Below are 16,876 nucleotides of genomic sequence, written 5' to 3' on the forward strand. Positions count from 1 at the left end.
CTGGATAGAAGTGGGCATGAGACTTCTCTTCCTCGGCGACATGGTGGGCAAATCGGGACGTACGGCGGTGTGGGAACAACTGCCCGGCCTGATCTCGGATTTCAAACTCGACTTCGTCATCGTCAATGGCGAGAACGCCGCCGGCGGCTTCGGCATCACCGAAGACATTTTTCGCGACACCATCGCCGCCGGTGCCGATGTCGTCACCACCGGCAACCATGTCTGGGACCAGCGCGACGCACTGATCTTCGCGCCGCGCGAGGAGCGCTTCTTGCGCCCGTCCAACTTCCCCAAGGGAACGCCGGGGCGCGGTTCCGGCGTCTATATCGCCAAAAACGGCGCGCGCGTGCTGGTCGCCAACATCATGGGCCGGGTGTTCATGCATCCCGAGCTCGACGATCCGTTCCAGGCTGGCGAGCGCGAGCTGGCCGCCTGTCCGCTGGGCGAGCAGGCCGATGCCGTGGTCATCGACTTCCATGCCGAAGCGACCTCGGAGAAAATGTGCTTCGCGCATTTCGTCGACGGCCGCGCCAGCCTCGTCATCGGCACCCATACGCACCAGCCGACGGCCGACCACCAGATCCTCAACGGCGGCACCGGCTACATGTCCGATGCCGGCATGTGCGGCGACTATGATTCCTCGCTCGGCATGGACAAGGAAGAGCCGCTCAACCGCTTCCTGTCGAAAGTGCCGAAAGGCCGCTTCGAGGCGGCGACCGGACCGGCGACATTGTGCGGCGTCGGCGTCGACATTTCCGACCGGACGGGCCTGGCCGAAAAGATCGCGCCGTTTCGCCGCGGGCCTCGGCTTGAAGAAACCGCGCCATCCTTCTGGTCGTGACATTGATATGGTGGAATATAGTACCTAACTGGCGACGAAACTGCTCTAGATCGTAGAGGGGACGACCTCCATGCAGCTCGTTGACTTCCTGGCGCCGCATTTTCAATTTGTTTCCGATCCAACCGCGTGGGTCGCGTTGCTGACGCTGATCGTGCTCGAGGTCGTGCTCGGCATCGACAATCTGATCTTCATCTCGATCCTGACCAACAAATTGCCTGAAGCGCAGCGCGCCCGCGCCCGGCGTCTCGGCATCTCGGCGGCGCTGATCATGCGGCTGGTGCTGCTCGCCACCATTTCGATCATCGTCCAACTGACGACGCCGGTGTTCACAGCGTTCGGCCATGGCTTTTCCTGGCGCGACCTGATCCTGATTGCCGGCGGCCTGTTCCTGGTCTGGAAGGCGACCAAGGAAATCCACCACACCGTCGATCCCGACGACCACAAGGATACGATGATGGGCGAGACGCTGCAGATCTCGCTTGCCGGCGCCATCTTCCAGATCCTGCTGCTCGATCTCGTCTTTTCGATCGATTCGATCATCACCGCCGTCGGCATGACCGACGAGATTGCCATAATGTACATCGCCGTGATCGTGGCGGTGAGCGTGATGATGCTGGCGGCAGGGCCGCTGGCCAATTTCATCGCCAAGAACCCGAGCATCGTCATGCTGGCGCTGGGCTTCCTGCTGATGATCGGCATGACGCTGATCGCTGACGGAATGGGCTATCATGTGCCGAAGGGCTACATCTACGCCGCCATGGGTTTTTCCGCCCTGGTCGAGGGCCTGAACATGCTGGCGCGGCGGCGCAAGAAATCCGGCGGCGGGCATTGATGCTGGCGCCGCGGGGGCGGCCCTAGCGCCCCGGCACGCCGTTTGGGTAGCGGTCGCCGATCAGGCCAAGCGAAAGGCCCTGTTCCAGCCATGCCTTTGCGCCGGCAAGAACCAGTGCGAAGCCGTCGGTCGAGCCGATCGCCTGCTTGACCTGCTCGTCGGCGGTGCCGGCGAAGCCGAAATTGCTGACCTCAAGAAAGGTCGCACCGTCAGGCGTTTCGGCGCCGGGCATCTGCGTGAATGTCCAGACCACAGTGGTCGGCGGATCGCTCCATTGCATGACGATCTTCTTGTTCTCGACGATCTCGCTGACATTGACCATCGCCGAGGCGCTATACATGCGCCACTCCCAGCGAACCTCTTTGCCGCCATCCAGCCGGCCGCTACTGTGGGTAAACCAGAATTTCGTGGTGATGGCCGGGTCGACGATCGCCTCGAAGACATCGGCGACCGGCCGCCTGATCAGCATGCCGGCTTCGGCAGTCGGCGTTTTGTGAATTTCCATCGATGCTCCTTCCTTGTCCGGTTTGCGCTCACCAGGCGTCGGGCTCGCGCACCATGTGAACGATGCTGGCCGGGTTGGCGATCCAGAAGCCGCGAAAGCCTTCGCCCAGGGGCTCGACCGCGTCGCAACGGACGACGCCGGCCTTGGCGAGATGATCCGCAATGGCTGCAGAATCGCCGGTGAAAAGCTCAAGCCAGACTTCGGCCTGGCTCAGCATCGGCGCCTCGTCGATCCACAGACGGTTTGGGCCAAGCTCGAAGCCGATGGCTGGCGTCTTGGCGGTGAATGGCTTCAAGCCGACGACATCACGATAGAAGGCGATCGTCGCCTCGTATTGATGCGGGGGCACTTTCATGGCGATGTTGATGCCGCCGGTCATTTTCGCGGTCATTGCGGGCTCCGTTGCGCTGTTCATCTGTTTGTCTCGTTGGCCGGCTCGCCCCTCATCTCGCCGCGGTAGTAGCCGTCGCGCAGATTGATGCCGTATTCGACATAGGCCTTCATGCAAGCCAGCATCTGCGACCAGCCCTCGCAATTGAGGTAGGATTTCTGCAGGCCGACCACGCCTTCCGGCCAGCCGGATTCAGCAATGGTCACAAGGGTGCCGCCATCGTCCAGCGGCTCGAAGTTCATCACGATGCGTGTCTTGTAGGCCGGCCTGTCGTCGGCATCTGTGGCATCCCAGCGCAACACGATGCGGCTGTCCTTGACCACTTCATCGACCTCGACCGGCACTTTTCCCCACCAGACGACACCGATGCCGGCTTCCAGCGGGGCGCTGGCGCCGCCGATGGTGGTGAAATAGCCGCTGAGCTTCACCGGATTGACGACTGCGTCGAAGACTTCTGCGACCGGTTTGCCGATGCGCCCGGAAACTCTGAATCCAAGAGACATATCCACAGCTCCTTCCTTGATTGGCTCGACAATATGTTATAGAAACATAACATGTCAAGCCAAACTGCGGACGATCACGTTTTCAAGGCGTTGGCGCATCCGCGCCGTCGCGAATTGCTGGATCGGCTGAAGGATGCGCCGCAGACGACCGGCATGTTGTGCGAGGCGTTTCCCGACATCGATCGCTGCACCGTCATGCTGCATCTCAAGGTGCTGGAGGAAGCCGAACTGGTGGTGGCAAAGCGCGAAGGGCGCGAGCGCTGGAACCATCTCAACGCGCTGCCGATCAAGCACATCCACGACCGCTGGATCAGCCAGTATGCCGGCCATGCGCTCAGCATTATCGACCGGCTGAAGTCCGATCTGGAGGGCTGAACCGGCGCGGCTGGACGAATTGAGCCGATTTATCTATAAGCCGGCCATTCCGACAGAGAACGCCGTGCATCCATCGCGTTGCACCTTGGACGGCTCTGAGAATTTGAATTCGAGTACCCAGGAGGACGAGGTGAGACCACCTCGCTCGGGATGCTCTAGCCGAAGACGACAGGGGTGCCATGGCTGGCCATTCACAGTTCAAGAACATCATGCACCGCAAGGGCCGGCAGGACGCGGTGCGGTCAAAAATGTTTTCCAAGCTGGCGCGCGAAATCACCGTCGCCGCCAAGAGCGGGACGCCCGACCCATCGATGAACCCGCGTTTGCGCCTGGCCATCCAGAACGCCAAGGCGGTGTCGATGCCGAAGGACAACATCCAGCGCGCCATCAACAAGGCGTCAATGGGCGATGCCGAGAATTACGAAGCGGTGCGCTATGAAGGCTATGGGCCGGGCGGCGTGGCGCTGATCGTCGAGGCGCTGACCGACAACCGCAACCGCTCGGCCTCGAATGTGCGCGCCGCCTTCACCAAAGCCGGCGGTGCGCTTGGTGAAACCGGCTCGGTGTCGTTCATGTGGAACCGCGCCGGCGAGATTTACTATCCGGCCTCCGCCGGCAGCGCCGACAAGGTGATGGACGCGGCGATCGAGGCCGGCGCCGATGACGTCGAGTCCGACGAGGAAGGCCACACCATCTACTGTGCGTTCGAGAGTATGGGCGAAGTGTCTAAGGCGCTGGAAGCCTCGCTTGGCGAGGCCGGATCGGTGAAGCCGATCTGGCAGCCGCAGAACAATGTCCCGGTCGACGAAGAGCGGGCGCAATCGCTGATGAAACTGGTGGCAACGCTCGAGGACGATGACGACGTGCAGAGCGTCTACGCCAATTTCGAGGTCGACGACGAGACCATGGCCAAGCTCAGCGCGGCATGATCGACCAGGACATTGGCGGAACTCAATCCGACATGAGCGAGCTGCACATCATCCGCATCACCTATTGCACCCAGTGCCAGTGGCTGCTGCGGGCCGGCTGGATGGCGCAGGAACTGCTCTCCACCTTCGGCACGGATCTCGGTGGAGTGACGCTGGTGCCGGGCACAGGCGGCATCTTCACCGTTTCCTGCAACGATGTGCTGGTCTGGGACCGCAAGCGCGACGGCGGCTTTCCCGATGCAGCCAAGCTCAAGCAGCAGGTGCGCGACGTCATCGATCCGGACCGCGATCTAGGCCATTCCGACCGCAAGGCCTAATCTGCGTCGAGATTCAGGTGAGGCCGGCCTGCAAATGACGGCTTCCTGCGCTTCCGGTGCACACGTACTTGAGTACGCTCCGCTCCGGTTCTCGGAAGCCACCATTTTCGACTCGACCTGACCTGAATCTCAACACAGCTTACCTTGCTTGACGACTTTCAGAGCAATGCGAACATGAAGCAGGCCATCGACACGATGGCGGTGATGGTGCGGACGTGGTTCCACATCACCCATTGATTCAGATGGTTCGCCCACACGGCTGCGCCATTGGCGCTGGCCGGGTCGACGGCGGCGAGCGCATCGTTGAGCGGCACATTGAAGACCATGGTCACGATCGGGTTGCCGATCAAATAGATCACGGCGCCGGCAAGCAGCCAGTATGAGCCGGACTGGCTCCACCCCATGAGAACGGCGGCGATAAGCACCAGACAGAGCAGGCCGGTGCCGAACAGCGCCGTCATGAAGGTGGGCGTGATCACCGTGATGTTGATCGAATTCATCGCTGCGATGCCTTGGGGGACCGGCAGCCGGGCAAGCGCCGCCATGATAAAGTTGGAAAAGGCGAAGAACACGCCGCCGACGACGCCCGAGCCGATGGCGGCGATGATGGTGAGGGTGGGAAGAAGCTTGATCATCTCAGTTGCTCCAGATGCCGGTTGCAGCGGTTTCATTTGCGTAGGCGGAAAAGTCTTTCGGCGCGCGGCCGAGCACACGCTGGACGCCGTCGGTCAGCGTCTCGTTGCGGCCGTCAAGCACTTCGGTGAACAGCTCGTTGAGCAGCCAGGCGATTTCGGGCGGCAGTTCGTATGCCGCCGTCGCGGCGGTGAATTCGTCATGCGAGATCTTGATATAGCGGATGTCGCGGCCGGTCGCCTTGGCGATCTCGGCAACCGCGTCGGCGAAGCTTAGCAGCCGCGGCCCGGTCAACTCATAGAGCTGGCCGACATGACCCGGTTCGGTCAGCGCAACGAAGGAAGCATCGGCGATGTCGTCGACATCGACGAAGGGCTCGCCAACAGGGCCGACAGGCAAAGCCACTTCGCCTTGCCGCAAGGACTCGACGAGAAAACCTTCGCTGAAATTCTGCGAAAACCAAGCGCAACGCAGGATCGTCCAGTCAGCGCCCGAGGCTTTGACCATCTCTTCGGCGCGCTGGGCTTCGGTCTCGCCGCGGCCGGAGAGCAGCACCATGCGGGTGACGCCATTTGCTACCGCAAGCCTGGCGAAGGCGCCGACGGTCTCGGCGGCGCCCGGCACGGCGATGTCGGGATAGTAACTGATGTAGACGGCGCCCACGCCCTGCATCGCAGGCTCCCAGGTCGCCGGAACCTCCCAGTCGAAGCGGGGGCTGCCGGAACGCGAGCCGATGCGCACGGGAATGCCCTGTGAGGTCAGCCGCTCGGCGAGGCGACGGCCGGTCTTGCCAGTGCCACCGAGGATCAGGACTGGTTTGGTGTTAGTCATTGGGGTTTTCCTTTGTTTGCAAATGTGAGTAATCCTCACATTTGCAAAACGTGATAAACCCTCGTATTTTGCGAGTCAAGCCGTTTGTTGGCAGATTTTGTCGAGACCGGAGGCCGTCATGGAAGACACAGCAACGCCCGCATCTGCCCAGGAGCAGGTCGCATCGCCGCGACGGGCGCCCACCCAGCAGCGCAGCCGCGAGCGGGTCGAGCGCATGCTGGCCGCAGCCTCGGCGCTGATTGCCGAGCAAGGCAGCGACGCCATACGCATGGGCGAGGTGGCGGAACGGGCCGCGGTGTCGATCGGCTCGCTCTACCAGTTCTTTCCCGACAAGCGGGCGATCGTCTGGGCGCTGGCCGAGCGCTACACCGCCGAAAGCCAGGCCTGCATCTCCTCGGCGCTCAAGGATGTCGTCGACGCCGAGGGCCTGCGGCAGGCGTTTTCGGAGCTGGTGGATATCTACTATCAGCTGTTCCTGGCCGAGCCGGTGATGCGCGACATCTGGTCGGGCACGCAGGCCGACAAGGCGCTGCGCCAGCTCGAACTCGCCGACAGCCGGGCGAATGCCGAATTCCTGACCATGGTGCTGAAGCGGCTGCATCCCGGCGCCGATCCGGTGGCGCTGGAGACGACGGCCTTCCTCGTCTGGCAGATGGGCGAGGCTGCCGTGCGGCTGGCGATCTCGGTCGACCGGCAGGAGGGCGACAGGCTGGTCGCCGCCTACAAGCGCATGGCGCTGCGGGAACTAGTCGGCGCCTGACCGGTGTCGCCCGCCTTCATTTTGTCTCGCCTGGCAACGGCAGGGCCGCGAGCTTTCGGTTTGACAGCCGATGCTCCAGCCGCCAGGCCTTCGGGGTGAAGCCTGTCACGCGCAGGAACTCGCGGTTGAAGTTCGATTTGCTGAGAAACCCGGCGTCGAACATGATGCGGGTGATGGGCTCGTCGCTGGCCGCCAGCAGGCGGCAGGCTTCGCCGATGCGCTGGTTGTTGACATATTGCGACACGCTCGATCCGTGGATGCGGTTGACCGCCGACGACACTTGCCGCGCCGACAGGCCGAGGCGCCTGGCGATACGGCCGAGGTTGAGGTCAACGTCCCTGTAGAGTTCTTTTGACCGCATCAGCGCGTCGACGGCCGCCGCGGCCGCGGAATCCTCGCTCGTCGCCCGTGGCGCGGCTTGCGGCCCATCGTCTTCATCGTCATCCAGAGGCGCGGTTTCGCTGGCCACCGCGGCTGCACCGCCAAGCAGCAGCAGCGCCAGCACATTGCCGGCGGCAATCACCGCGCCGGAATGGGCACCGCCGGTCCATTCGAGGTCGAGGCTGATGATGATGTCGGTGACCGGCGACGCCAGGATCGCCAGCGTCGTCACCAGCAGCGCCCGGTAGGAGCGCAAGACACCGTCCAGACGCGACTCGGCAAGGCCGTCCGGCCCGACCCGCGCAAGCCAAAGAAGGGTGACGCCATAACACAGGAAGACCAGCATGATCACGGGGCCTACCGGCTCGCGCCAGAAGATCAGCAGCAGGGCCACAAGACAGGCCGGCAACAGATGCGGCCACAGCGAAGCCAGGCGATGCCGCGAGCGTTCCCTCGCCAGACCGCTAAAAGCTATCCAGGCAAGCGGCGCGATCAATGTCGCCAACACCGCCTGGAAAGGCATGATTGCCCTGACTTCGTAGCCCCAGCGGATGCCGATCAGCACCGACTGCAAGGCGTAGGCAGCCATCAGCAGCATGAAAAACATGTTTTCGCGCAGATCGGCCTCGTTTCGGCGGATCATCTGCGCAAGCAGGATGACGAGCAGCAGGGCAACGACGAATGGCAAGGGAATGAAGATCATGATCGCAAGCGTGGTTCCAAGGCGGCCGACGATGGACCGGGCGGCCGACAATGACCTGGATTGCGTTCACGGTCGTCCCGGATCGTGATCGAGGTCGCGAAAATCGACGTCTCGGATCATCTGGGCAACGCTGCGGTCCTTTCGCGACCGCCCACCCATGATCGGAGACAATGATGAAATCCGCAATTCTCGTCTTGCTGCCCTTTGCCGCAGTTGCCCTGGCACCGCCGGTGGCCGGTGATGCCGCAAAGACGCTCGATCTCGCCGGTGTGACCGCCATCATCATCACCGGCGAGGCAAGCTCGGTCAAGCTGACCACTTCAGGTGCAGAACCCTACCAGGCGACGATCGGCAGCCGCCGCGAGGGCTGGTTTGCCAGCTGGTATTCGTCCTGGTTCGCCAATGACTGCCGCACCGCCAGCGACATGAAGCGGGAGGCCTCGACGTTGCGCATCAATGTCGCTCCGTCGTCCTGGCTGGATCCTTCGGATTGCAGGGTCGAGATCAACGCCAACATTGCGCCCGAGAGTTCTGTGTCGATCGAGCAGGCGGCCTTGCTGGCCAGTATGACGGGGAATTTCTCCAGCATCGCCATTACCGGCAAGGCGGCCGATGTTTCGCTCGAAGGGCATGCTTCACGCATCGATCTCAAGGGCGAGGCGCTGAGGGCCAATCTCGCCTATGGCAGCGTCCGGAAGGACGAGACTGTCGCCATTGCCGGCAAGGCGCTGGATGCCACGCTGACCTTCGGCCGGCAGGTTCAAATCAGCTACTCGGTGACCGCGTCGGCGTCCTTCGTCGACAGTTCGCTTGCCAACACTGCCGGCGCCAAACCCTCGATCGTGATCAAAGGCGATTTCGTCCGCGCCACGATCCGCTGAACAAAAAACCCGCCACAAGGGCGGGTTCCTGATCTGCGAAAGCCGATAGGCTTAAAGGCCGAACCCTTCGAAGCGCTTCTTGAACTTCGACAGGCGGCCGCCGCGGTCGAGCAGGGTTTGCTGGCCGCCGGTCCAGGCCGGGTGCGTGGTCGGGTCGATATCGAGGTTCATCGTATCGCCTTCCTTGCCCCAGGTCGAACGGGTCGAGTATTCTGTGCCATCGGTCATGACGACCTTGATGGTGTGGTAGTCGGGATGGATATCGGCCTTCATTGTCGTGCTTCCTGGCTTGTGGCGCTACAGACGGGCCCGTGGCCTGCGTCGATGCGCCCCTTTTTAAAACTCGAAGCCGCAGCTATTGAAAAGCCACGGCTTCTAAAACGGTCGGCGAGCCTATACATCAGCCGGAATTGAATCACAAGGCCACGGCAGGCGCATATTGAACGCGCCCACCTGGAAGCGGCCAGAGGAAACGGTCATGGCGGACATCAGCGGCGAGCAAGACGGGCGCAGGCGCTCGCTCGGGCCGCTCAGGCGCCTGTATCCCTATATATTCCGCTACCGCAAACTGGTCATAGGCGCCCTCATTTCGCTCGCCATCGCCGCGGCGACGACGCTGGCGCTGCCGCTGGCCGTGCGGCGCATGATCGACCACGGTTTCAGTGCTTCCGGCACCGTCTTCATCGCCGAATATTTCGCCGCTTTGGTTGGGATGGCAGCCATTCTGGCGGCGGCGTCGGCCGGACGCTACTACTTCGTCATCACGCTCGGCGAGCGGGTCGTCGCCGACATCCGCAGCGACGTGTTTTCGCATGTCACGACGCTTTCGCCGTCCTTCTTCGACACCGCGCAATCGGGCGAGATCGTCTCGCGGCTTGCCGCCGACACGACGCAGGTGAAATCCGCCGTCGGCGCCACCGCCTCGGTGGCGCTGCGCAACGTCATCCTCGGCCTTGGCGCGGTGGCGATGATGGTCGTCACCAGCCCGAAACTGTCGGGCCTGGTGATCGCGGCCATTCCGCTCATCGTGCTGCCGCTGGTCGCGTTCGGCCGTTCGGTGAGGCGCCGGTCACGGCAGGCGCAGGACACGCTGGCGCAAGCGACCGCCTATGCCAGCGAGCAGATCGGCGCGGTGCGTACGTTGCAGGCGTTCACCAACGAGACGCTGGTCACCGGGCGGTTCTCGGCCGCGGTGGAAGCCGCCTTCCAGGCGGCGCGCTCGTCGATCTTCTCCCGCTCGCTGCTCACCTTCTTTGCCATCTTCATGATCTTTTCCTCGGTCGTGGCGGTGTTGTGGTTCGGCTCGCGTGACGTGCTTGCCGGCACGATGTCGCCCGGCACGCTCGGCCAGTTCCTGCTTTACTCCGTGTTTGCCGCAGGCGCGCTGGGCGCACTGTCGGAAGTCTGGGGCGAGCTTGCCCAGGCGGCGGGTGCGGCCGAAAGGCTGACCGAGATACTCGACGAGACGCCGGCGATTCAACCGCCGGCCAATCCGCTGCCGCTGCCCGCCAAGGCGACAGGCGCGATCAGTTTCGACGACGTCTCCTTCTCCTACCCGGCAAGGCCGGACCGTGCCGCCGTCCACGGCTTGAGTTTTCAGGTCAAGCCCGGCGAGACGGTGGCGATCGTCGGCCCGTCGGGCGCCGGAAAGAGCACCGTCTTTTCGCTGATCCTGCGCTTCTACGATCCCGAAACTGGCCGCATCGCCATTGACGGCGTCGACGTGCGCGAAGCCGATCCGGCTGAAGTGCGGGAGCGCATTGCGATCGTGCCGCAGGATGTCACCATCTTTGCGGCAAGCGCGCGCGACAATATCGGCTTTGGCCGGCCGGGCGCGACGAATGCCGAGATCGAGGCCGCCGCCAGGGACGCGCTGGCCGACGAGTTCATCCTCAGGCTCGACAAGGGCTACGACAGCCAGGTCGGCGAGCGCGGTGTGACCTTGTCCGGCGGCCAGCGCCAGCGCGTGGCGATCGCCCGCGCCATCCTGCGCGACGCGCCGATCCTGCTGCTCGACGAGGCCACGTCGGCGCTCGACGCCGAAAGCGAAACGCTGGTGCAGACGGCGCTGGAACGGCTGATGCAGGGCCGCACCACCATCGTCATCGCCCACCGGCTGGCGACCGTGCTGAAGGCCGACCGCATCCTGGTCATGGATGGCGGCCGCATCGTCGAGGAAGGCACGCACCAGAGCCTGGTCGCCAAGGGCGGAATCTATGCAAGGCTGGCCAAGCTGCAGTTCGAAACCGGAGCAAGCGCCTTCAGGGGTGCCGCGGAGTAGCAACCCGCAATCAGGCGGGACCATACCGCTTGCGGAGATGCTCGGTGAAATACGCGGCGTTGAGCTTTTCCCCGGTGGCGCGCTCAAGCAGTTCGGGCGTCGACCAGCGGGATCCCTGCGACCAGATATTGTCGCGGCGCCAGTCATTGATGGCGGCGAAATTGCCCTTGGCGAGGTCGCTGTCGGCTGAAGGATGGTCGCGCGTCAGCGCAGCCCATTGCTGCGCCGCCATCATAGCGCCCAGCGTATAGGACGGGAAATAGCCGAAGGCGGCGCCTGGCCAATGCACGTCCTGCATCGGTCCGTCGGCTGGGTTGTCGATGGTCGAAAGGCCAAGATACTCCCGCATCTTGGCGTCCCACGCTTCGGGCAGGTCGGCCGCCTGCAGCCGCCCCGAGACCAGCTCCTGCTCCAACTCGTAGCGCAGGATGACATGCAGCGGGTAGGTTACCTCGTCCGCGTCGACGCGGATCAGGCCGCGCTCGACCCGGTGCACATGCGGCAGGATGTCGTCGAGCGACCAGGCTTCGCCGAGATGCTTTTCGACCACGGGCAGCGCCCAGCGCCAGAATTCGGGGTTGCGGCCGACCTGTTTCTCGACGAACAGGCTCTGGCTTTCATGCACCGCCATGCCGCGCGCCTTGCCGAGCGGCCAGTGCGCCCAGGCCTTCGGCAGGTTCTGCTCGTAGAGCGCATGGCCGGTCTCGTGCAGCACGCCCATCAAGGCCGACAGGAAGTCGGACGTTTTGTAGCGGGTGGTGATGCGCACGTCGCTCGGCACGCCGCCGCAGAAGGGATGGTGCGATACGGACAGAGAACCGTGGGTGAGGTCGAAGCCGACCGAAGCCATCATGGCGAGACCAAGCTCGCGCTGCCGGTCGATCGCATAGCTGCCGGAGAGCGGCTTCACGGGATGCCTGGCCAGGCGCGCTTCCTGCGCGGCCAGGGCTTCCGGCACGAAGCCCTTCAGGAATGTCTTCAGCTCGGTGAAGACCGGCGTGATGTCGGCGGCGCGGTTGCCAGGATCGTATTGCTCCATCAGTGCGTCGTAGGGATCGAGGCCGAGCGCGTCGGCGCGCAAAGCGGCTTCCTCGCGCACCAGCGCGATGACACCTTCGAGCGCCGGCAGGAAGCCTGCCCAGTCATTCTTGGCGCGCAGGTCGCGCCAGAGCTGCTCGGAGCGCATACGCGCCACCGTCTGGCGCTCGACGAATTCGACCGGCAGGCAGGTCAGGTTGGTGTATTGGCGACGCAGTTCGCGGACCGCCGCCTGCTGCTCCTCGTTCAGCGCCTCCTGTTCGGCGGCGGCGAGCCAGTCGGCGATCTCCGGCGCGGTAGCCCTGATATGCAGCATCCCGGCCAGGGACGACATGGCTTCGGCGCGCTTCTCGCCGCCGCCGACGGCCATGTGGGTCGCCTCGTCGGCGCCGAGGATAGCGAGCGCATGTTCCAGCGCTTCGAGCTTGTGGCCGAGATCATCGAGCTTCTGAAAAGACATGGCAGGTTCCGCGTTTTGGACCGCGGGAAAAGATACCAACGCGCCAGGATTGGCAACCCTCAAAGGTGGCTTTCGCCGATGCAGCTTGCGCCGATGAGTTTGTGCGTGGAATGCTGGCTGGCGGTGGAACACCGCCATGCAGGGGAGACTAAGATGATCGGCAATATCCTGGTCGGGCTGGTGGCCCTGATCCACCTCTACATCGTCTATCTGGAGATGGTGGCGTGGGACACACCGCGCGGGCACAGGGCGTTCAACCTCAAGCCGGACTTCGCCAGCGCATCGAAGGTGCTCGCCGCCAATCAGGGGCTCTACAACGGCTTCCTTGCCGCCGGGCTGATCTGGGGCCTCTATCTCGGCGCAGCCGGATTCCAGATCAAGGTGTTCTTCCTGCTTTGCATCGCCGTCGCCGGCCTCTATGGCGCGGCGACTGCCAGCCGGAAGATCCTCTATATTCAGACCGTGCCGGCGGTGCTGGCCCTCGCTGCGCTGTGGCTGGGCTGGTGACAAAAAAGACGCCCTCGGAGCCAGATCCGGGGGCGTCAGACAGTCCCTTCCTCATTCCTGGAGATATCAGAGCGGATCTCAGCCGTTCGGATAATTTCCGCCGTCGGAGCCATCACCGATCATGAAGCCGCTGCCGGTGTCGGACATCAGCCTCTGATCGACATTGTCGAGGCGGCGCAGCAGATCGTGATATTGCGCGGCCGGGATCCGGCCATGGTCCGAAGCGGCGACCCGTTCGGCGGCCTGGCCGATATGCGCAGCACGCAGATGCAGCCACTGCGCTTCCGAGGTCGAGATGCCCTTCGTCTCGCGCGCATCCGTGATGCCCTGTTCGACGCCCCGCACCTGCTCGATCAGGCCGGTCACGCGCGGACCGGTCATGTCGGTCGGGTCGCTGGCGTCGAGGGCGCCCTTGTGATGTCCGGCGGCATAGGCGCCGGCGAGTGGAACAGTGATCAGAAGTGTCGTGAGGGTTGCGGTCCTGAGAGTCTTCAAAGAGCGCATGATGTGCGTCTCCTCCTGCTATGGAAGGGGCAAGCGCTTTCGCTCCGCCTTCCGGAAGCGGGCCGTCCGGTTCCGTCGCGTCGCGATGGGAGGCATCGCCGGCGGTTCTCGGCCCTGCGCGTCAAAGTAGGAGCCCGGAAACGCGAAGTGTAATTAAAGAAAGATAATGTTTTCAGGCCTTGCCGACCTGGCGTTGCGCCCTAGAGTTGAGCCGGCAAACAATTTCGCGTGACTGAAAATCACCGTTCGGTGAGCTTCAGTTCAATGCGTCGGTTCTTGTTGCGGGCGTCTTCGGTGTCGGCGGGGTCGAGCGGCTGGAATTCGCCGAAGCCGGCCGCAACCAGCCGGTTGGCCGGCACGCCGTTCTCGATCAGGAACTTGACCACCGAGGTCGAACGCGCCGTCGACAATTCCCAATTGTCGCGATAGCGGCCGGCGCCGGACAGCGGCTTGTTGTCGGTGTGGCCGTCGACGCGCAGCACCCAGTTGATCTCGGGCGGGATTTCCTTTTGCAACTCGATGATGGCGTCGGCGAGCTTCTTCATCTCGACCTTGCCGGCATCGTTGATCACTTCGGAGCCGGTCGGGAACAGAACTTCCGACTGGAAGACGAAGCGGTCGCCGACGATGCGGATGTTCTCGCGATCGGCGAGGATTTCGCGCAGGCGGCCGAAGAAGTCGGAGCGGTACCGGTTCAGTTCCTGCACGCGCTGCGCCAGCGCGACGTTGAGCCGACGGCCGAGATCGGCGATCTTGGTGTTGGAATCGCGGTCGCGCGTTTCGGACACATTGAGGGCGTCCTCGAGCGCGCCGATCTGCTTGCGCAGTGCTGCGATCTGCTGGTTCAGGATCTCGACCTGGCTCAGCGCCTGCTGGCTGATCTGGCGCTGGCTGTCGAGTTCGCCGCCGAGCTCCGCGGCGCGCTGGTTGGCGGCGTCGCCGGCGCCGGCGCCTTGCGCGAGCAACTGCTCTAGCCGGCTCTTCTCAGCTTCCGCCGCCGACAGCGACGCCTGCAGATTGGCCAGCGAATCGTCCTTGTCCTGCGCGCTCGAGCGCTCCAGCGCCAGCAACTGCGTCAGTTCGTTGATCTGCGAGTTGAGGCGCGTGAGCGCCGTATCCTTGCCGGAGAGTTCGCGTCCGAGCAGGAACTGCGCCAGCACGAAAACGGTGAGCAGGAACATGATGGCCAGCAGCAGCGTCGACAGCGCGTCGACGAAGCCCGGCCAATAGTCGATCCGGCGATCGGTGCGCCGGCCCCTGGCGAGAGCCATGCTAGTGGACCCCGGGTTTCTTCAGCGCGTCGGCGATCTTTTCCAGCGTGTTGCGCATCGCCTTCTGCTCGTCCGACTGGGCCTCGACCCAGTCGCGCATGATCTGCTGCTCGGAGCGCATGTTCTTGACCAGTCCGGAAATGCCGTCGGCGAGATTGGCCATGGCGGTGGCGACGCGCGGATTGGAGCCGCCGCCGCTTTCCTGCATGCTGCGCAGCCGTTCCGACAGGACCCGGATCTCGTCGGAGGATTCAGTCTTGGCCGGGTCGGCGACGGCGATGTCGGAGGAGAGATCGGTGACCGAGGACAGCCAGTTTTCAAGCTCGGTATAGAAGCGGGTCTGCGCGCGGCCGGCCTGCAGGTCGAGGAAGCCTAGCACCAGCGACCCGGAAAGGCCGAACAGCGAGGACGAAAAGGCCGTACCCATGCCGGCCAGCGGCGCCGACAGCCCCTGCTTCAGCGAATCGAGCACGGCGGCGGCGTCGCCGGTGCCGGGATCGAGCGATTCGATGGTTTCGCGGATCGAGCCGATGGTGTTGAGCAGGCCCCAGAAGGTGCCGAGCAGACCGAGGAACACCAGCAACCCGACGAGATAGCGCGAGGTGTCGCGGCTTTCGTCGAGGCGGGTGGCGATCGAATCCAGCATGGTGCGCATCGAAGACGTCGAGAAGGCGACCGTCGAGGAGCGGCCGATCATCGCCTTCATCGGCGCCAGCAGCACCGGCTCGGTGGTTTCGGAACCGGCGCGGAAGGAATTGACCCAGCGCACTTCGCGAAACAGTCGTCCGACCTGGGCGAAGGCGAGCAGGATGCCGACCACAAGGACGCCGACGATGAGGCCATTGAGGCCGGGATTGCTCCCGAAAGCGGTCGAGATCTGGCGGGTGAGGATGGCGGCGATGAAGGCGACGATGACCAGGAAGATGACCATGGTCAGGAGGAAGACCTGCGGGCTCGACAGTTTGTGCGGATCGTACATCAGGACATCAGAACGCCTGCCCACGCCGAAGGATCTGAGAAAAGCCATCCGTGCCCCGTTTCCGATGCTCTATTTGCCTTGACGCAATTCCGAACGGGAAGCCGCTCATACTTCCCTGGAACTGCTCCAGTGCCGCCGATCACGTAATTCGCGACTCTAAACGGAATTGTGACCAAATTGAATGGCGCTTGGCAATATTGCCCGACTGTCGGGCCGCACCACGCCGTTCAGAGGCGGTTGACGACCAGGCAGTCGACCATGGCGGCAAGATGCAGCCCGGCGCCGGTGACGACAAAGCCGTGCCAGAGGGCATTGTGAAAGCGCAGGCGTTTCCAGGCGAAGAAGATGACGCCGCAGGAGTACACGATGCCGCCGGCGACAATCAGCGCGATCGAAGTCGTCGGCAACGTCGCCACCAGCGGCTTGACCAGGACGACGCCGCTCCAGCCGATGGCGAGATAGAAGACAATGGCCAGACGGTCGAAGCGGCCGGGCAGGAACACTTTCATGGCAATGCCGGTCAAAGCAGCGGTCCAGACAAGGACAATCATCGGCAGCGCCAGCGGCGAGCCGTCGAGCTGGGCCAGAAAGGGCGTGTAGGTCGCGGCGATCAGGAGGTAGATCGCCGCATGATCGAAGCGCCGCAAGATCCACTTCGCCGGCGACGTCACCGGCCACAGATTGTAGGTCAGCGAAATCGACAGCACAGTCAGCAGCGACACCACAAAGAAGGCGGCGGCGATGTATTCGCCGGGACCGGCATGGAAGGCGGCCAGTGCCAGCAAGGCCGAGCCGGCTGCTATCGCCAGCACGATGCCGACCGCATGGACGATGCCATCGGCGATCATCTCCGCACGCGAGTAGTGCCAACGCCCGACATAAGGGATTTCAACTGGCTGGTCTGGCTGCGCTTCTCGCGAGGATAGTGAAGGTATGCTCGTCATAAAAAATCCT

Annotated in this window: 21 protein-coding genes; 9 read left to right on the forward strand and 12 right to left on the reverse strand. The window is 63.6% G+C overall.

Going from position 1 to position 16,876, the window contains the following annotated elements:
* The first annotated feature begins 16 nt into the window (after nucleotides 1-16).
* On the forward strand, nucleotides 17-841 hold the full coding sequence (locus tag NKI06_RS08025) for a TIGR00282 family metallophosphoesterase (protein ID WP_023827028.1): 825 nt from the start codon (nucleotides 17-19) through the stop codon (nucleotides 839-841).
* Nucleotides 842-911: 70 nt separating this feature from the next.
* Nucleotides 912-1,673 carry a TerC family protein gene (locus tag NKI06_RS08030; protein ID WP_023737883.1) on the forward strand — a complete coding sequence of 254 codons (762 nt, stop codon included), beginning with the start codon at nucleotides 912-914 and terminating at the stop codon, nucleotides 1,671-1,673.
* A 22-nt stretch (nucleotides 1,674-1,695) separates the two neighbouring features.
* Here NKI06_RS08030 and NKI06_RS08035 read toward each other — a convergent pair whose 3' ends face one another.
* Genes NKI06_RS08035 through NKI06_RS08045 form a run of 3 tightly spaced genes read right to left on the reverse strand, consistent with a single transcriptional unit; the run spans nucleotide 1,696 to nucleotide 3,072 of the window.
* On the reverse strand, nucleotides 1,696-2,178 hold the full coding sequence (locus NKI06_RS08035; RefSeq protein WP_023744973.1) for an SRPBCC family protein: 483 nt from the start codon (nucleotides 2,176-2,178) through the stop codon (nucleotides 1,696-1,698).
* Between the two features lie 28 nt (nucleotides 2,179-2,206).
* A complete protein-coding gene (locus NKI06_RS08040) occupies nucleotides 2,207-2,569 on the reverse strand; it encodes a VOC family protein (protein WP_023744974.1) in 363 nt (120 codons plus the stop codon).
* Nucleotides 2,570-2,589: 20 nt separating this feature from the next.
* Nucleotides 2,590-3,072, reverse strand: a complete 483-nt coding sequence (locus tag NKI06_RS08045; protein ID WP_023744975.1) for an SRPBCC domain-containing protein — start codon at nucleotides 3,070-3,072, stop codon at nucleotides 2,590-2,592.
* A 51-nt stretch (nucleotides 3,073-3,123) separates the two neighbouring features.
* Between NKI06_RS08045 and NKI06_RS08050 the strand changes: the two genes are divergently transcribed.
* The 3 genes from NKI06_RS08050 to NKI06_RS08060 all read left to right on the forward strand — a co-directional run bounded on the left by NKI06_RS08050 (nucleotide 3,124) and on the right by NKI06_RS08060 (nucleotide 4,693).
* Nucleotides 3,124-3,447, forward strand: a complete 324-nt coding sequence (locus NKI06_RS08050) for an ArsR/SmtB family transcription factor (RefSeq protein WP_023744976.1) — start codon at nucleotides 3,124-3,126, stop codon at nucleotides 3,445-3,447.
* A 179-nt stretch (nucleotides 3,448-3,626) separates the two neighbouring features.
* Nucleotides 3,627-4,376, forward strand: a complete 750-nt coding sequence (locus NKI06_RS08055) for a YebC/PmpR family DNA-binding transcriptional regulator (protein WP_352984786.1) — start codon at nucleotides 3,627-3,629, stop codon at nucleotides 4,374-4,376.
* 32 nt (nucleotides 4,377-4,408) lie between these two features.
* On the forward strand, nucleotides 4,409-4,693 hold the full coding sequence (locus NKI06_RS08060) for an Rdx family protein (protein WP_352859543.1): 285 nt from the start codon (nucleotides 4,409-4,411) through the stop codon (nucleotides 4,691-4,693).
* Nucleotides 4,694-4,851: 158 nt separating this feature from the next.
* Here NKI06_RS08060 and NKI06_RS08065 read toward each other — a convergent pair whose 3' ends face one another.
* Together NKI06_RS08065 and NKI06_RS08070 are read right to left on the reverse strand one after the other, a co-directional pair.
* Entirely contained in the window at nucleotides 4,852-5,328 is a 477-nt protein-coding gene (locus NKI06_RS08065) for an anthrone oxygenase family protein (RefSeq protein WP_023668743.1), read from the reverse strand.
* A gap of 1 nt (nucleotide 5,329) precedes the next feature.
* Nucleotides 5,330-6,157, reverse strand: coding sequence for an NAD(P)H-binding protein (locus NKI06_RS08070; RefSeq protein WP_352984788.1), 828 nt, complete (start codon nucleotides 6,155-6,157; stop codon nucleotides 5,330-5,332).
* A gap of 118 nt (nucleotides 6,158-6,275) precedes the next feature.
* Here NKI06_RS08070 and NKI06_RS08075 point away from each other — a divergent pair, with 118 nt between their 5' ends.
* On the forward strand, nucleotides 6,276-6,917 hold the full coding sequence (locus tag NKI06_RS08075) for a TetR/AcrR family transcriptional regulator (RefSeq protein WP_023818215.1): 642 nt from the start codon (nucleotides 6,276-6,278) through the stop codon (nucleotides 6,915-6,917).
* Nucleotides 6,918-6,933: 16 nt separating this feature from the next.
* Here NKI06_RS08075 and NKI06_RS08080 read toward each other — a convergent pair whose 3' ends face one another.
* Nucleotides 6,934-8,001, reverse strand: a complete 1,068-nt coding sequence (locus NKI06_RS08080; RefSeq protein WP_352497639.1) for a helix-turn-helix domain-containing protein — start codon at nucleotides 7,999-8,001, stop codon at nucleotides 6,934-6,936.
* A 173-nt stretch (nucleotides 8,002-8,174) separates the two neighbouring features.
* Between NKI06_RS08080 and NKI06_RS08085 the strand changes: the two genes are divergently transcribed.
* Nucleotides 8,175-8,882, forward strand: a complete 708-nt coding sequence (locus NKI06_RS08085; RefSeq protein ID WP_031244189.1) for a hypothetical protein — start codon at nucleotides 8,175-8,177, stop codon at nucleotides 8,880-8,882.
* Between the two features lie 51 nt (nucleotides 8,883-8,933).
* Here the strand turns inward: NKI06_RS08085 and rpmE are convergent, their stop codons facing one another.
* On the reverse strand, nucleotides 8,934-9,155 hold the full coding sequence (gene rpmE, locus NKI06_RS08090; RefSeq protein WP_023668748.1) for a 50S ribosomal protein L31: 222 nt from the start codon (nucleotides 9,153-9,155) through the stop codon (nucleotides 8,934-8,936).
* 205 nt (nucleotides 9,156-9,360) lie between these two features.
* On the opposite strand from rpmE, the gene NKI06_RS08095 reads away from it, so the two are divergent.
* On the forward strand, nucleotides 9,361-11,163 hold the full coding sequence (locus NKI06_RS08095; RefSeq protein ID WP_352984791.1) for an ABC transporter transmembrane domain-containing protein: 1,803 nt from the start codon (nucleotides 9,361-9,363) through the stop codon (nucleotides 11,161-11,163).
* A gap of 10 nt (nucleotides 11,164-11,173) precedes the next feature.
* Here the strand turns inward: NKI06_RS08095 and NKI06_RS08100 are convergent, their stop codons facing one another.
* Nucleotides 11,174-12,661, reverse strand: a complete 1,488-nt coding sequence (locus NKI06_RS08100; protein WP_352984793.1) for a carboxypeptidase M32 — start codon at nucleotides 12,659-12,661, stop codon at nucleotides 11,174-11,176.
* A gap of 153 nt (nucleotides 12,662-12,814) precedes the next feature.
* Here NKI06_RS08100 and NKI06_RS08105 point away from each other — a divergent pair, with 153 nt between their 5' ends.
* Nucleotides 12,815-13,168, forward strand: a complete 354-nt coding sequence (locus NKI06_RS08105; protein ID WP_023806573.1) for a DUF1304 domain-containing protein — start codon at nucleotides 12,815-12,817, stop codon at nucleotides 13,166-13,168.
* 78 nt (nucleotides 13,169-13,246) lie between these two features.
* Here NKI06_RS08105 and NKI06_RS08110 read toward each other — a convergent pair whose 3' ends face one another.
* From NKI06_RS08110 to trhA, 4 genes are all read right to left on the reverse strand, one after another.
* A complete protein-coding gene (locus NKI06_RS08110) occupies nucleotides 13,247-13,672 on the reverse strand; it encodes a hypothetical protein (protein WP_023688945.1) in 426 nt (141 codons plus the stop codon).
* 239 nt (nucleotides 13,673-13,911) lie between these two features.
* Nucleotides 13,912-14,943 (reverse strand): peptidoglycan -binding protein, encoded by a 1,032-nt coding sequence (locus NKI06_RS08115; protein WP_023700275.1) that lies wholly within the window; start codon nucleotides 14,941-14,943, stop codon nucleotides 13,912-13,914.
* Nucleotide 14,944: 1 nt separating this feature from the next.
* Nucleotides 14,945-15,970 carry a MotA/TolQ/ExbB proton channel family protein gene (locus NKI06_RS08120; protein ID WP_023668754.1) on the reverse strand — a complete coding sequence of 342 codons (1,026 nt, stop codon included), beginning with the start codon at nucleotides 15,968-15,970 and terminating at the stop codon, nucleotides 14,945-14,947.
* Between the two features lie 179 nt (nucleotides 15,971-16,149).
* Nucleotides 16,150-16,866, reverse strand: coding sequence for a PAQR family membrane homeostasis protein TrhA (gene trhA / locus NKI06_RS08125; protein ID WP_023688947.1), 717 nt, complete (start codon nucleotides 16,864-16,866; stop codon nucleotides 16,150-16,152).
* Between the last annotated feature and the right edge of the window lie 10 nt (nucleotides 16,867-16,876).

The organism is Mesorhizobium sp. M0772 (assembly GCF_040320135.1).
GTDB lineage: Bacteria > Pseudomonadota > Alphaproteobacteria > Rhizobiales > Rhizobiaceae > Mesorhizobium.

What these genes read in the sequence shown, in the direction of transcription:
- NKI06_RS08025 (WP_023827028.1), top strand. Translation starts at nt 17, where the DNA reads ATGAGACTTCTCTTCCTCGGCGACATGGTGGGCAAATCGGGACGTACG.
- NKI06_RS08030 (WP_023737883.1), top strand. Translation starts at nt 912, where the DNA reads ATGCAGCTCGTTGACTTCCTGGCGCCGCATTTTCAATTTGTTTCCGAT.
- NKI06_RS08035 (WP_023744973.1), bottom strand. Translation starts at nt 2,178, where the DNA reads ATGGAAATTCACAAAACGCCGACTGCCGAAGCCGGCATGCTGATCAGG.
- NKI06_RS08040 (WP_023744974.1), bottom strand. Translation starts at nt 2,569, where the DNA reads ATGACCGCGAAAATGACCGGCGGCATCAACATCGCCATGAAAGTGCCC.
- NKI06_RS08045 (WP_023744975.1), bottom strand. Translation starts at nt 3,072, where the DNA reads ATGTCTCTTGGATTCAGAGTTTCCGGGCGCATCGGCAAACCGGTCGCA.
- NKI06_RS08050 (WP_023744976.1), top strand. Translation starts at nt 3,124, where the DNA reads ATGTCAAGCCAAACTGCGGACGATCACGTTTTCAAGGCGTTGGCGCAT.
- NKI06_RS08055 (WP_352984786.1), top strand. Translation starts at nt 3,627, where the DNA reads ATGGCTGGCCATTCACAGTTCAAGAACATCATGCACCGCAAGGGCCGG.
- NKI06_RS08060 (WP_352859543.1), top strand. Translation starts at nt 4,409, where the DNA reads ATGAGCGAGCTGCACATCATCCGCATCACCTATTGCACCCAGTGCCAG.
- NKI06_RS08065 (WP_023668743.1), bottom strand. Translation starts at nt 5,328, where the DNA reads ATGATCAAGCTTCTTCCCACCCTCACCATCATCGCCGCCATCGGCTCG.
- NKI06_RS08070 (WP_352984788.1), bottom strand. Translation starts at nt 6,157, where the DNA reads ATGACTAACACCAAACCAGTCCTGATCCTCGGTGGCACTGGCAAGACC.
- NKI06_RS08075 (WP_023818215.1), top strand. Translation starts at nt 6,276, where the DNA reads ATGGAAGACACAGCAACGCCCGCATCTGCCCAGGAGCAGGTCGCATCG.
- NKI06_RS08080 (WP_352497639.1), bottom strand. Translation starts at nt 8,001, where the DNA reads ATGATCTTCATTCCCTTGCCATTCGTCGTTGCCCTGCTGCTCGTCATC.
- NKI06_RS08085 (WP_031244189.1), top strand. Translation starts at nt 8,175, where the DNA reads ATGAAATCCGCAATTCTCGTCTTGCTGCCCTTTGCCGCAGTTGCCCTG.
- rpmE (WP_023668748.1), bottom strand. Translation starts at nt 9,155, where the DNA reads ATGAAGGCCGATATCCATCCCGACTACCACACCATCAAGGTCGTCATG.
- NKI06_RS08095 (WP_352984791.1), top strand. Translation starts at nt 9,361, where the DNA reads ATGGCGGACATCAGCGGCGAGCAAGACGGGCGCAGGCGCTCGCTCGGG.
- NKI06_RS08100 (WP_352984793.1), bottom strand. Translation starts at nt 12,661, where the DNA reads ATGTCTTTTCAGAAGCTCGATGATCTCGGCCACAAGCTCGAAGCGCTG.
- NKI06_RS08105 (WP_023806573.1), top strand. Translation starts at nt 12,815, where the DNA reads ATGATCGGCAATATCCTGGTCGGGCTGGTGGCCCTGATCCACCTCTAC.
- NKI06_RS08110 (WP_023688945.1), bottom strand. Translation starts at nt 13,672, where the DNA reads ATGCGCTCTTTGAAGACTCTCAGGACCGCAACCCTCACGACACTTCTG.
- NKI06_RS08115 (WP_023700275.1), bottom strand. Translation starts at nt 14,943, where the DNA reads ATGGCTCTCGCCAGGGGCCGGCGCACCGATCGCCGGATCGACTATTGG.
- NKI06_RS08120 (WP_023668754.1), bottom strand. Translation starts at nt 15,970, where the DNA reads ATGGCTTTTCTCAGATCCTTCGGCGTGGGCAGGCGTTCTGATGTCCTG.
- trhA (WP_023688947.1), bottom strand. Translation starts at nt 16,866, where the DNA reads ATGACGAGCATACCTTCACTATCCTCGCGAGAAGCGCAGCCAGACCAG.